This window comes from Bacillus sp. R86525, assembly GCF_042466195.1.
Classification (GTDB): domain Bacteria; phylum Bacillota; class Bacilli; order Bacillales; family Bacillaceae_G; genus Bacillus_A; species Bacillus_A nitratireducens.
The window spans coordinates 2,825,374-2,839,717 of record NZ_JAXHPX010000007.1; the positions used below are offsets into that span (position 1 = coordinate 2,825,374).

Genomic DNA, 14,344 nt, shown 5'->3' on the forward strand with positions numbered 1-14,344 from the left:
TGTAACAGAACCTTAAAAATAATAAAAACCCACGAAGAAAATGCATTTTCTTCGTGGGTTTAGTTATTTAAATGGACTTTCACCTAACTCAAGAAGCATCCGCACCTTCAAACTGACTATTATAAAGCGAAGCATAGAAACCGTCAGCTTTCAATAACTCTTCATGATTACCTTGTTCTACAATATCCCCGTCTTTCATGACAAGGATTAAATCTGCATCACGTATTGTTGATAATCTATGAGCGATAATGAAGCTTGTTCTACCTTCCATAAGGTTTTCCATCGCTTTTTGAATCAGTACTTCTGTACGAGTGTCAATGGAGCTTGTTGCTTCATCGAGTATTAATATTTTCGGATCCGCTATAAGGGCACGCGCAATTGTTAGTAGCTGCTTTTGTCCTTGGGATACGTTGCTTGCTTCTTCGTTTAGTTCCATTTGATATTTATTTGGTAATGTTTTTACGAAGTTGTGAACGTGAGCTGCTTGCGCTGCTTCAATTACTTCTTCGTCTGTAGCATCGAGTCTACCGTAACGTATATTTTCCATGATGGAGCCGTTAAATAGCCACGTGTCTTGAAGTACCATACCAAACATGTTGCGCAGGTCTTCTCGCGTGAAGTCTTTTATATCGTGACCGTCGATACATATTGCACCACTGTTTATGTCATAGAAACGCATTAACAGTTTTACAATCGTTGTTTTACCAGCTCCGGTTGGTCCGACGATTGCTACCTTTTGTCCAGGTTTAATGTTAGATGAGAAATTATTGATGATGATCTTATCTGGATTGTATCCAAATTGAACATCTTGGAAGGTAACTTCTCCTTGAACTTTTTGCAGCTTCACTGGATTTTCTGCTTCTGGCACTTCCTCTTCTTCTTCTAAAAATTCGAAGACTCTTTCTGCAGCAGCTGCAGTGGATTGAAGTACGTTCGCGATTTGCGCTACTTGAGCGATTGGTTGCGTAAAGCTTCTAACATATTGCACAAATGCTAGAATGTCTCCAACTGCGATGGTTCTCTTTACCGCAAGCCATCCACCTAAAATAGATACAGCGACGTAACCGATATTACCGATAAATGTCATAATCGGCATCATCATTCCAGATAAAAATTGAGATTTCCATGCGGAGTGGTAAAGGGTATCATTTACCTTTTCGAATTTTTTTACTTCTTCTTCTTCTTTGTTAAAGGCTTTTACGATATTGTGACCACTATAAATTTCTTCGACCTGACCGTTTACGTGTCCTAAATATTCTTGCTGGGATTTGAAGTATTTTTGTGATCGTTTTACGACTGCCATGATGAGAATCATCGATACTGGCAATATTAAAAGCGCCACTAATGTCATTTGCCAGCTGATTGATAACATCATGATAAGTACACCGATGATTGTAATAACGGATGTGATGATTTGCGACATACTTTGGTTTAAAGTTTGGCTCACCGTATCTACGTCATTTGTAATTCTCGATAATACTTCGCCGTGCGTTGTTTTATCAAAGTATTTCAGCGGCATACGGTTAATTTTTTCATCGATTTCTTTTCTGAAGTTATAAGATACTTTTTGAGCTACTCCAGAAATAATGTACCCCTGGATAATACCAAACACAGTGCTCAGTATATATAATCCAAGGAGTAAAATGACAATATTTCCGATATAGGTAAAGTCAATGGCCGCACCAGGTGCTCCTGATACTTTGCTTACAAGTCCTTCGAAAAGTTTTGTTGTCGCATTTCCTAAAATTTTTGGACCAACGATTGTAAAGGCTGCACTACCGATTGCGAAAAGGATAACGATTAAGATTGATAATTTATAGGGCTTCAAGTATTGAAGGAGTTTATTCATCGTTCCTTTGAAGTTTTTTGCTTTCTCAATCTTTCTCATGCCGCCCATATGACCGCCACCACCAGGACCAGGGCCGCTTTGTTTTGTATTTTCTATTTTTCTATCACTCATGATGACAACTCCTCTCTTGAAAGTTGTGATAAAGCAATTTGCTTATAAACTTCACAGTTTTCCATAAGCTCTTCATGAGTACCAGTTCCAACTATTTTTCCTTCGTCAAGTACAATAATCTTATCGGCATTCATGATTGTACTGATTCTTTGGGCAATAAGTAAAATAGTACTTCCTGTAATCTCATTGTTTAAAGCTCTGCGCAATGCTGCGTCTGTCTTAAAGTCAAGAGCTGAGAAACTGTCATCGAATATGAAGATTTCCGATTTTTTCGTAAGAGCACGCGCAATAGAAAGTCTTTGTTTTTGACCACCGGAAACGTTCGTACCACCTTGTGATATTTCTGTACGGAAGTTTTCAGTTTTCGCGTTAATAAACTCCATAGCCTGCGCGATTTCTGCCGCTTTTTCGAGTTCTTCTTCAGTTGCTTCTTTTTTACCGTATTTCAAATTACTCTCGATTGTACCTGAGAAGAGAACTCCTTTTTGCGGTACATAACCAATTTTTTCTCTTAATTCCTTCTGAGATACTTCTCTAATATCCGTGCCATCTATTAATATTTGGCCGCTTGTGACATCGTAAAAGCGTGGAATTAAGTTGATTAATGTTGATTTACCACTACCTGTACTTCCGATAAAAGCTGTCGTTTCACCAGGTTTTGCAGTAAAGGTGATATTGGAAAGCACATCTTCTTCTGCACCTGGGTATCTAAAGCCAACATTTTTAAATTCAACGTAACCTTTCTTGTCTGAAGCAAATGTTTTCGGCTCTTTTACATCACTAATGGTAATGTCAGTATCTAAAACTTCTGCGATACGTTGTGCGGAAACTGAAGCACGTGGAACCATAATAGATACCATTGAAATCATTAAGAAGGCCATGATGATTTGCATTGTATATTGCATAAATGCCATCAAATCACCAACTTGCATATGTCCTATATCCACTTGGTGTGATCCAACCCAAATAATAAGTACAGTAACGGCATTCATGATAAACATCATCATTGGCATCATAAATGACATTAAACGGCTTACAAATAAATTTGTTTTTGTTAAATCTTGATTTCCTTTTTCAAATTTCTTTTCTTCATGTTTTTGATTATTAAAAGCACGAATAACAAGCATACCGGTTAAAGATTCACGAGTGATTAAGTTAATTTTATCTACTAACTTTTGGATACGCTTAAACTTAGGAATCGCGAAGCTAAATAAACCAATGACTAGGCTTAAAATCGCAATTACCGCAACTGCGATAATCCATCCCATTGAAAGGTCTGTAGTAAGTACTTTAATAATGCCGCCGATACCTAAAATTGGTGCATAGAATACAATGCGAAGCATCATAACCATAAGTGTTTGAACTTGTTGGATATCATTTGTACTTCTTGTGATTAGAGATGCAGTGGAAAACTTATCAAACTCCGCATTCGAGAAGTTTGTAACTTTCCGGAATACTTTCTTTCTAAGGTCTCTGCCGAGTCCTGCAGCTACTTTTGCAGCAAGTAAACTCACGATAACGGTAGCTGCCATACTTACTAAGGATAAAAGTAGCATTTTCCCGCCGGAAGTAAGAATAAAATTAGATTGAAGTTTATCAGTATTGATACCGATTTTCTTATACTCATTCTCGATGTATGAAACAGCTGACTGTGTTACCATGCTGCCTGGCATATTCTTAAACTTTTCATCTGCCTTTTCTTTCATTGCATTGATTTGATCTTGAGGAAGTTTCGCAATGATTGCAAAAGGATCTGTATTTGGCGGAAGTTTCGCTGGTGTGTTGTTGTCACCTGTCGCAGCAGGAGAGAAAGCAGATGAGCCACCTTTTTCAATTCCTTGTGTAATTAACATTGGTTTCCCAAAGATATCGTTAAGTTCGTTAATTATTTTTTTATCTTCTGTATGTAACTTATAAAGTGGCTCTTTATCAAGCTGCGGATAATCTTTTAAGTCATTTTTTAGTTCACTTTGAGAGAGGTTGTTCTTATCTAAAAGCACATAGTTGTCAGCAACTTTTTTCTTCTCATTTTCATTCATAAAGAGCGTAAGTTTATCCATTTCACTTTTACGAATAACCTCAGGTACTGCATTTTCTACACCTTTTTGTTGAATCCCTACATTGACAATGTTAGACATGTAGTCTGGCAGTGATAGATCGCATACTGCCTGTACAGTTAAAAGACATACAACCGCAATGATGGAAGCAATAAATGGTTTTAAATGTTTGATGATCTTTAACATTTAGTTCATCTCTCCATTTTCTTTGTCTAATTTTTTTAGTTTTTACTCCGCTTCTCTCCTTTATTCTTCGTATTCTCACTAATTCATTCTAGCAGCTCTTTACGTATTTTCGACTACAGATTAATTTTATGACTATATGAAGATATGATGCAAATTTTAGGGTGTAGATGTTGTTTTATAGGACTTAAATCCAAAAATAGAACGCACATGTTTCTTGATAAAACGATGATCTTGTTCCACTATATAATTAACATATCTAACTAATCTTTTCTGGCGGAAAACCAGAATTTCGTAAACTAACTGAATTGATTGATGAATATCGGATTAATATGTTTCCTGTACTCTTAGGCAGTGGACTACCTTTATTCAAAGAAATTACGGACAAAATCAATCTTAAACTTATAAAAAACAATACATTTAAAACCGGAGGAAAATGTTTGACTACTCGGCAATTCAACTATCGGGTGCTAATGTTCAACAACGCGTACCGAAAATAATCAAACATATTTTATAAAAAGTGATTCTATAAAATATGTTTAGAGCCTATTTTGGATAACTCTTTTTTTCAAAAACGTTTTTTTTATATTAGGTAAATTAGCAGTAATAGACTTACCAACATAACGTACAGGAAATCGACTTTTTTCTTGTCGAAATTTACTTAGCATACAGTGGTCATATATTTTCAAGAATAACGGAAGAATATATAGAAAATGCTACATAAACGTGAAGTTTGATCAACTTAGGGGGGACAACCTTGTTCAATCACATAGTAAAAGCTGTACCCAATTTATTTACGATTGGAAATTTATTGTGCGGTGTTTTTTCAATTACCATGAATATGAGTGACTATTTGGAAGTAGCCTCCATTTTTATTTTCTTTTCAGCTGTTTTAGATCTCCTTGATGGAAGAATTGCTAGAAAATTAAAAGTGAACAGTGAGTTTGGTGTACAATTGGATTCCTTAGCTGATATAGTTAGTTTCGGAGTTGCTCCTGCACTTTTATTTCATTCGATAGCAACACCATCTATTTTAACTTCTTTGGCATTTATCCTTTTCCCAACGATGGGTGCTTTAAGATTAGCTAAATTTAGTATAAAACCAACCATTGGATATTTTAAGGGATTACCTATTCCAGCTGCTGGATTACCATTGGCCGGTATGGGGTTGTTTTCATATAGCAATGCATGGATTACATTAATCCTTGCTCTCTTAATGGTAAGTCCAATTAGGTTTAAAAAACTTTAATTGGGATCCCATCTATCGCTTTAATTTCATTTGTGAAACGGTTCGCTAATATCCATCAAGTTGAGGTTTTTGATGTTGTTCATCATTTTACGAATACAGCGATGGGACAGACTTTAAAGAGCTTACCTATTGTAATTGTTCATAATAGATTGTGAAATTGAATAGCCTCCAGTTTTTGAGGTTATTGTTTATATTTCGGATATGTATTAAAAGAAAGGATATTCGCCTCTATATTGAACGAATCAATCTTTCTTCTCTAATGCCTCAAACGATAAAAATGCACTTCGTTGCTATAAGAGGTCAAAAATTTTCGTTTTGTGGATTATCTATTTTCTTAGCTTGATAGCGATGTGGTGGTACCCTTGTTTAAAAGAACTCCTACCGCCCAAATAACATAATAAAAAGATTAGGAAATCACTCCTAATCTTTTTTGTTTATTACTATTCCATTGCCCCAGCAACGTCATAATCGTTTAAATCTAATTCAATTGGTTGTCCTAATGCCAGTTTAGCAAGTTGAGATCCTAAGTATGGTCCCGCAGTTAAACCCGAAGCACCTAATCCATTTGCAACGAGAATACCTTCAAACTTAGGTAGTGGTCCAATAACAGGTAAGAACCCTGGTGTAAACGGTCTAAAGCCAACTCTTGTTTCAATCATTGTACCATCTTTTAAACCAGGCGCTATTGTTAACGCTTTATGGAATATTTCATGTACACCACCCGCTGTTACACGGTGATCGAAACCAGTGTCATTTTCATGGGTAGCACCGATTACGACATGACCATCGTCAAACGTTAAAATATATTGATCGTTCGGCGGCATAACAACTGGCATATTTTCTGTTGCTGTATTTTCCATTTGTAAATGAACAATTTGTCCTTTTTGGAACGTAACTAAGAAATTAACTCCTAATGGATTCAAGATTTCGTTCGCCCATGCGCCTGCAGTTACCATTACCTTTTCCGCTACAATTGTTTCGTCATTTACTTTAACTCCCGTAATATGATTCCCTTCACGGACTAATACTGCATCACCTTTTATGAAAGTTGCACCATGCTTTTTCGCAGCGCTTATTAATGCGTTGCGTAATAATCTTCCATTTACTCGTGCAGCGCCACTAATATGAACAGAACTATATTCTTCCGATAATGCTGGGAATAATTTTTTCGTTTCTTCAGCTGATAAGCGAGTGATTTCACCAATCTCCGGTGCATCTTCACGGCGTTTATACGCTCGCTCTTCCATTTGATCCAGTTTTTTCTCATCAGTATGTAAACTAATTGCGCCTACACGGTTGTAACCTGTATCAGTTTCACCGTCTTCTTCTAATTGCTGAATTAACGAAGAATAGTAACGCGCACCGCCTTTAACGATTTTATACCACGCTTTATTACGACGTTGCGACAGCCACGGACAGACAATACCTGCTGCTGCGTCAGTTGCTTGACCTAAATCTTGACGATCTACAATAGTAACCTTCGCACCAGCCTTAGCAAGATGATAGGCAGTAGATGCCCCTAAAATTCCCGCTCCAACTACAATATACGATTTCATTTCAAACACCTTTTCTCTTTTGCTAATTATTTAAATATAAGAACATACTTTAGTATACTGAAAGGAATCCTCTTTTCAATGTACTCTTTGCAATTAATTGTTTCATCATTGTGACGTTCCTAATTGTTATTTTTTCTTCTTACGGAATAACTCAATTGTTTTATAGCCTTGTGAAAGGATTTCAATCATTTTCTCAAGACGTTTTTCACGTGTTTTTTCTTGTTTTACAGAAAATAAATTACGTGCCCAATCTTTCTGATATCCAGGAGTTAAACTTTGATAAAACTTAAGTTCATTTGGATGATTAGCTAATAAAGCTTCAACATCTTTAATTCGATCTGCATAATCGGCAACACATTGACTCATAGCAGGCGTTTTCGTCGCTTTTTTCTTTTCACGCTTTAGGCCTACAACAGTAAAGACGTCATCCATACTTACCATTCGAGCGAATTTAATTTCGCTTTTTCCTACATATCCATCTTCTCCAACACTTAATGCTGGAAACATCTCATCACGGTGAATAAACGTACTGTAACGAGCATTACCTTTTTTCGGATATGCGAAAAACACATAACCTTTTTCAAGTAATAATTCTTCATTATTAATAATAAAATTCGTTTGTTTCACCATTTCATCAAGCGTTTCAACAAAAATAAAAATAGCATCGTGTTCTTTTGAAAATGCAGTTTCTTTACCTGTGAAAATGTCATAATCACTTGGTTCGTTAATTACGACCATATTTGTATACTTATTTAGTTTCAATTTATCAATAACTGACATTATAATCTTCCTTTACATCCAATATTCATTTTATATACTTCTTTATACTGTTCTAGTGTATTATATCTATTAAGAAAATTAAACTTGAAATCGTATCATTCTGTTTCAATAGACCATAATTTTTTACTATAAGGAGTGGTTTTATGCCGTATGTAATCCGAGATGAAGGGCTAGTTTTGCAAGGAGATAATGGAAAAGAGCCAGTTTTTCATACATATGAAGAAGCTGAGGAAACGTTAAAAACATTAACTATACCGCAGTTTCCGAAACATATTAGACGAAAACCATTTAAACCAAAAATAATAAAAATAGCCGATCCTGAATAAGAATTGGCTATTTGTTTATTCATAACTTAATAGCAAATAAAGTATATAAAATCTCTTTATATTGATTTTCTGTAATTTCACGCTTAGTTTTTTGACCACAATTAATTTCAGTTATACTTGTATTTGTTAAAGAAATATGACCAAAATCCGTCAATTTGACTGCAATTGGTCCTTTATTGAAAATAGACTTCTCATCTTCTATCACTCTTCTTTGAACGTCGTTTACTACTGTCTCATCAATAATATGAGTATAAAAAGCATGACAAACTTTCCATTCTCCATCAACATCTATTCTTTCTAGAACATAATTTCCTTTACTCGTATCTTTTCGTCTCACACGATACGAACCATTTTTAGAAGAAACAGACTCACCAGTAAAAGGTACAGGAACGAGAGGTACTAATGAAGCAATACCTACATCAATTAAGTACAGTACGTTATCATAATTTAATATAATTGTTATATGCCCATCTTCAAGTGCCCAAGCGTCTATATCATTTTTATATACGGTACCTAGTGCGAGTTGTACATCATAACCACTATCTTTTAAAAAATAGTAAAAAAGAGTATTTAATTCATAACAAAGTCCGCCGCGGGATCTAGTTAAAATTTTCTCTTGTAAGTTTTCCATAGAAATTGTATTCGCATTACTTGCTATTACATCTAAATTCTCAAACGGGATTGTGTGGGCAAATGCAAAGAGTATTGTACTTAATTCTTCAAATTTTATTTCAGTACGTTTTTCAAGGTTTAATCTTGTAAAAAGTTGATTTTGTAACTTTTTCATATTCAGCACCCCTTAATAAGTTATAAGTTAAAATAATATATGCTGATTGTAAATTTGAAGGGATATTGTAACAATGTACATTTGCAGTTACTGTACCGGTACAAAATTTAAATTTGAAAAACATATTTATATAAAAATACAAATAAGAGGCACCTTCACGGATGCCTCTTTCGAAATACATTTTATATCTTTATTTCAATGAGCTTAACTTTTCAATTGCCTGTTGCTCAGTTGCTATGAAAAAAATATCCTTACCTTTATTACATTCATAAATGAAATCTTTTAAGCTTTTACTAGCGTACATAGAAAAATCCCCGACGATAGCAATTTTCACGCTGTAATTAATAAACTTTTGAAGAATATCACCGGCAAGACGTGTTTTTAAGTCAAAGAAACTTTCACTTATTAATGATTTATTGATAACAATCCACTTCGAATCCGCTTCATATTGAACTGTTGCCATGAAATCTAATGCAGATTGAACGTCGGATATTAATACTGTATCGTTTCTGACGACCGCAATATTTATTCCGTCAATTACTACTTTCTTTATTTCCATAGTCTCACTCCTCTATAATTTATAAAGTATATATTAAACATGCTGTGTAGATCTTCATTAACACACATAAATGATTTGCCCCTGGCCCAATATCCTTTATATCCTCGTAAATAAATATTGTTTTAAAACTTCTCATACGGTCAATGAAATTATGGGTAATCTATCTTTTTACTATTTTTGAAAATTTATCTCTCCACAATAACTTAATAAATTATCAAAAGAAGTAATCTCGGCATATGGTTTTATGTCGGTATTATTCTTAATCATATTAGGATTGAACCATATGCCCTTTATATTTGCATTTTGACAACCAGCAATATCCTTTTCTAAGTCATCCCCAACAAATAAAGTATTTTCCGGCTGTATATTTAGCTTATTTAATGCTAATTCGAATATACGTTTATCAGGTTTACTAAGTCCCACTTCTTCAGAGATAATGATAGTATCAAAGTAACCGTTTAAATTTGTGTTAATTATTTTAGCCGTTTGCCTTTGAGTTGAGCCATTTGTAATAATACCAACCTTAATATGCATCTTGATACTATTTAAGAAATTAATAGTATTTTGATTTATAGAAAAACATTTAGGGGAATTATTATCCCAAAAATCTTGAATGTAATTGCGTTGCAATCTATACTTCGGCGGGAATTCATCAAACAATGATTCCAAAACTATCGTTTTATTACTTATGCCGTATTCCCTTTTATCGTATTCTTTGAATTTCTGTAACATATTGTTTTTGACTGTATCACTAACATCCTCATAACACTTTTCTAAAACAAATAAAAACAATTTATCTACTGCCTTATCCCTATCAATTAACGTATCATCTAAATCAAACAGCATAGCTTTATAACCCCTCAAATAATTTCACAACCTTTCTCACATGATTTAAATAATCCCTAGTTCGCACCTTAGACCTTTACTAAATTAGCAAAAAAAACTCCAAAGTTTGTGGCGTACGCTCTAGAATTTCGCTGGCTTCTTTTATATTTAAATTCATCTCCCTTTCTCCCTTCTAGTAAAGTATCGAAAGTATATTTTCAAACAGTTTAAAAAACTACATAAAATTTACATTATTATACATTAGTTTTTCGTAAATATTAATCGTTCAGCTTTTTATATGATAAGTTTTTTCAAGCACACAAATATTTCTCCATAAAAAAGGAATATGGGTAATAATACTTTTTTACGGAGAATACACAATCTTGAAAATGGAGCTAATACGTTAAATGTCCTATGAAGTTTCCCACTGTTTCTCCACATAAACTACAGATAGTACGGCTATAATGACTACCAGAGGTGATATTATGAAAAACTATCATATCCTCGTGGTTGAGGACGATCAAGAAATTCAGGAATTAATTAAACAATTTTTAATGACACAACAGTATACAGTGGTAGTCGCATCAGATGGATTAGAGGGTATGACACAATTTAATAAGCAATCCTTTGATTTAATTCTTCTAGATGTAATGATGCCCAATCTTAATGGATTTGAAGTATCCAAGATGATTCGAAGTCAGTCAAACGTACCAATTATTATGCTAACTGCGTTAGAAGAGGAAGAAGATCAAATGAAAGGGTTTGACCTTGGAATCGATGATTATATAACAAAACCCTTTTCGTTTCATGTTTTGATTAGACGAGTCGAAGCTGTACTTAGAAGAAGTTATGATAAAAATGTAAATAATCATTTGGTATTTAAAGAAGTGCGTATCGATGTTGATGCATATAGAGTATATGTAAATGACGTTGAAATTTTATTAACGACAAAAGAATTTGAAATTCTACAACTACTATTTCAAAATGAGAGAAAAGTACTCACAAGAGAAAATATCGTAGAAAAAGTTTGGGGGTACGATTATTTTGGAGAAACACGAATAATTGATACACACATTAAAAACCTACGTAAAAAATTAGCTATTCCTTACATTAAAACAATAAAGGGTATTGGTTATAAAATTGATGAGTAGCATTATAAAAATTATGAAGATGAAGCAAATTACTTATAAACTCTTTATGACTACCTCTCTCATTTTGTTATCCTTTGCAGTATTGATTTATTTAACTTTATACTTCTTTCTCCCTACGTTTTATGAGCAATACAAAACAGATCAACTTCAAACAGGGATAAAAGAAATCATTGATAAGTCTAAAGATCTTACGTTTCAAGATGCGATACCACTTTTTGATGAATATGCCAAAAAAAATAATGCGATGCTTTATCTTCAAAATAATGAGGGAATAATTAAATACTCTCCTTCATTTTCTTTTACTCAAAATGGTTCGCAAACAACAGTAGTTACTAGAGCGACACGGTTTGAGAATGCAGGTACCCTTAGCAATTCATATAACGTTACGCAACCAATTCAATTCCAAGATGGTAGTTTAACGCTTATAGTCTTTGCTACATTTCAACCAATTGATGAAGCTTCACAGGTTTTAGTACGCTTTCTCCCCTATATTAGTATCATTGTACTCATAATTGGTATAGGGAGTGCTTATTTCTATTCCAGGTTTATTACAAAACCACTTATTTATATTAATGAAGGTGCACAAAAGATGGCAAATTTAGATTTCTCCGAAAAAATTGAGGTTCGCTCTACAGATGAGTTAGGAGAATTATCTAATAGTTTGAATGACATGTCTATTAACTTACAACAAGCTATGTTTGATTTAAAAAAAGCAAATCAACAATTAAAAAATGATATTGAAAAAGAACGAGAAATAGAAACAAAACGCAGAGAGTTTTTTGCGATTGTAGCACATGAATTAAAGACCCCTCTTACTGTAATGAAAGGATACTTAGAAGGGATGATATACAATATTGGCCCTTATCAAAATCGTGATCAATATTTAAAGAAAAATCATCAAATTATTGAAAGTATGGAACAATTAGTTCGTGAAATTTTAAGCATGTCGAAATTAGAACAACACACCTTTAAACTAAAAGTAGAAGAAGTTAATCTTTCGAATTTAATAAATACAATCACAAAAGATCTCGAATTTTTTGCTTCTCAAAAAAGAATCCAAATAATAAAAGAAATTGATTCTGATCTTTCTGTTTATACAGATCGTGTTCTTTTTGAAAAAGCATGTAAAAATATTATCCATAATGCGGTCATGTATTCACCACATAATGAAAAAGTCTATATAAAATTAAGTGAGGATTCTAAACAAGGTCAAATCAAAATGCAAATTATGAATACAGGTGTCAATATTAAAGAAGAGGATATACAACAAATTTTCAAACCATTTTATCGAATTGAAAAATCAAGGAATCGAAATACTGGAGGAAGTGGTTTGGGGCTATATATTGTTAAACAAATTCTTGAAACGCTAGATATAAAGTATTCTATAAAGAATATGGAACGTAGTGTACAATTTAGCATGAACATTCCATTATCTAAACAAAAAACAAACAAACTCCCCTCTTAGTAGGACGAGTTTGTTTGTTTTTTGTAGTTTTAGTATTGTTATTTTTCGAGTTACTTTTTAAGCAATATTGGGATTAGCCTTTTTACCAATCCACATACCTAAGCCCACCATGCCAAACCAACAGCAAATTGCTAACATAAACATCAATCGTTGTACGGATAACCCTTCAATCTGCATTTGACTCTTCCCAACAATTGTTTGGAAAAGTTGCGACCATTCGACATTGTAAAATACCCCTACTCCCACAATCACAATCAATATAAAAAATTGTAAAAATATATTCCCCACATTTCTCCATGTTGTGTAAATGAGTAAAGAAAGCTCTCTATGTGTAGTATCCACCATATATACTTTCAAATTATTTTGAGAAGAAATACAATTAATGGCATAGCTCCCAAATGTAACGCTAAGGACTATAAATATTGGAGAATAAAACCCGAATATCATGATTAAAGTACTTACTAAAAACAAATGGATTGGATTAACTTTCTTAGCAGCTTTGATATCTAAAAATATGGACATCAAAATCCCTAATAGGTATGGTCCAACTACAATGAAAATACAGATTAACATGTTATAGAAAGTAAAACTATAAAAAATACCTATCAAAAATAAATATCCATTTCCTAATCCAAGTAAAAATGATTCTGCCTTTAAGCGAATTGGTAAAGAAGATGAAAGTTTATGAAAGAACTTTCCTTTCAACAAACTCAAAAACATGAAACAAATAAGCGCTATAGAGAGTAGAAAGAAACAGAAAATATATTGGTCATTATTTATGTTACGACTTGTTCGTATCAAAAGAATAAGCATTGAGACAAAAAGAAACTTTCCTACTACCGATACGATAGAGATAGGTAAAAGCCCTTTGGCTAACTCTGTTCTCGGCATTTTTTTTATCGCAAAAAGGATACTGATTAAACAAATCCCATATATGCATGTTATCAGCGGCGGCGATAGAAAACTAATCGCTAACAATACGATTATTAGTAAAAGAAAAACGATGCCAATAATAATCGCTTGTTGATTTTTATTATAAATCTTCCCCCCGCCTTCCACATGTAGAAACAATAAAGTACTCGTCATGGTAGAAATTGTACTAACTGCAAAACCAGAAACTAACGCACTTATTTCGAGCCATCTTGAACTCCATCCAAAGAAAGTAACACTAAGTAATGATACTATCAGAATAGAAACAGTCCAATATAAGGAGCGGTGAATCCCAGCCTTATTCACAATAGGTATCCAGATAAACACACCCGTCATATAAGTTGTATAAAACAAGATTGATGGCCAGTATCCCTCAAAGCCTTTCGAAATCTGTAATCCATAAACAATGTAAATAAGCATGGGTGTAAAGATAGTCGTTATTAGTAGACTAAATGTAGTTATACTTTGCACCACAAGTCTTTTTTGCTTTGGCGTATGTATCGTATAACACCTCAC

General features: G+C 33.6%; 12 protein-coding genes and 1 pseudogene. 4 read left to right on the top strand and 9 right to left on the bottom strand.

The genetic code is table 11. The annotated features are described in order from the left end of the window. Nucleotides 1-88 precede the first annotated feature (88 nt). The 3 genes and pseudogenes from SJY24_RS17185 to SJY24_RS17195 all read right to left on the bottom strand — a co-directional run. Nucleotides 89-1,960 carry an ABC transporter ATP-binding protein gene (locus SJY24_RS17185; protein ID WP_377865580.1) on the bottom strand — a complete coding sequence of 624 codons (1,872 nt, stop codon included), beginning with the start codon at nt 1,958-1,960 and terminating at the stop codon, nt 89-91. After that, nucleotides 1,957-4,203 (bottom strand): ABC transporter ATP-binding protein, encoded by a 2,247-nt coding sequence (locus SJY24_RS17190; protein WP_377865581.1) that lies wholly within the window; start codon nt 4,201-4,203, stop codon nt 1,957-1,959. The genes SJY24_RS17185 and SJY24_RS17190 overlap by 4 nt, the downstream gene beginning before the upstream one ends. Nucleotides 4,204-4,365: 162 nt before the next feature. Further along, a pseudogene (locus SJY24_RS17195) lies at nt 4,366-4,470 on the bottom strand (IS6 family transposase); the annotation flags it as partial. Nucleotides 4,471-4,957: 487 nt separating this feature from the next. Between SJY24_RS17195 and pssA the strand changes: the two are divergent. Next, nucleotides 4,958-5,449 carry a CDP-diacylglycerol--serine O-phosphatidyltransferase gene (gene pssA, locus SJY24_RS17200; RefSeq protein WP_000481773.1) on the top strand — a complete coding sequence of 164 codons (492 nt, stop codon included), beginning with the start codon at nt 4,958-4,960 and terminating at the stop codon, nt 5,447-5,449. Between the two features lie 440 nt (nt 5,450-5,889). Here pssA and SJY24_RS17205 read toward each other — a convergent pair whose 3' ends face one another. Then, complete coding sequence (locus SJY24_RS17205) at nt 5,890-7,005, bottom strand: NAD(P)/FAD-dependent oxidoreductase (RefSeq protein WP_377865582.1); 1,116 nt, start codon at nt 7,003-7,005, stop codon at nt 5,890-5,892. A 126-nt stretch (nt 7,006-7,131) separates the two neighbouring features. Beyond that, a complete protein-coding gene (locus tag SJY24_RS17210) occupies nt 7,132-7,785 on the bottom strand; it encodes a YdeI/OmpD-associated family protein (protein WP_377865583.1) in 654 nt (217 codons plus the stop codon). Nucleotides 7,786-7,928: 143 nt separating this feature from the next. Here SJY24_RS17210 and SJY24_RS17215 point away from each other — a divergent pair, with 143 nt between their 5' ends. After that, a complete protein-coding gene (locus tag SJY24_RS17215) occupies nt 7,929-8,111 on the top strand; it encodes a hypothetical protein (protein ID WP_098767827.1) in 183 nt (60 codons plus the stop codon). A gap of 19 nt (nt 8,112-8,130) precedes the next feature. Here the strand turns inward: SJY24_RS17215 and SJY24_RS17220 are convergent, their stop codons facing one another. From SJY24_RS17220 to SJY24_RS17230, 3 genes are all read right to left on the bottom strand, one after another. Further along, nucleotides 8,131-8,898 (bottom strand): arylamine N-acetyltransferase family protein, encoded by a 768-nt coding sequence (locus SJY24_RS17220; protein WP_377865584.1) that lies wholly within the window; start codon nt 8,896-8,898, stop codon nt 8,131-8,133. A 190-nt stretch (nt 8,899-9,088) separates the two neighbouring features. Beyond that, nucleotides 9,089-9,457, bottom strand: coding sequence for a DUF4180 domain-containing protein (locus tag SJY24_RS17225; protein WP_098767829.1), 369 nt, complete (start codon nt 9,455-9,457; stop codon nt 9,089-9,091). Nucleotides 9,458-9,628: 171 nt separating this feature from the next. Then, a complete protein-coding gene (locus tag SJY24_RS17230; RefSeq protein WP_377865585.1) occupies nt 9,629-10,303 on the bottom strand; it encodes an HAD family hydrolase in 675 nt (224 codons plus the stop codon). A gap of 464 nt (nt 10,304-10,767) precedes the next feature. Here SJY24_RS17230 and SJY24_RS17235 point away from each other — a divergent pair, with 464 nt between their 5' ends. Beyond that, complete coding sequence (locus SJY24_RS17235) at nt 10,768-11,433, top strand: response regulator transcription factor (protein WP_000800741.1); 666 nt, start codon at nt 10,768-10,770, stop codon at nt 11,431-11,433. Continuing rightward, on the top strand, nt 11,426-12,898 hold the full coding sequence (locus SJY24_RS17240; RefSeq protein WP_097885051.1) for a sensor histidine kinase: 1,473 nt from the start codon (nt 11,426-11,428) through the stop codon (nt 12,896-12,898). Before SJY24_RS17235 ends, SJY24_RS17240 begins: the two co-directional genes overlap by 8 nt. Before the next feature lie 57 nt (nt 12,899-12,955). Here SJY24_RS17240 and SJY24_RS17245 read toward each other — a convergent pair whose 3' ends face one another. Further along, complete coding sequence (locus tag SJY24_RS17245) at nt 12,956-14,248, bottom strand: hypothetical protein (protein WP_377867266.1); 1,293 nt, start codon at nt 14,246-14,248, stop codon at nt 12,956-12,958. Between the last annotated feature and the right edge of the window lie 96 nt (nt 14,249-14,344).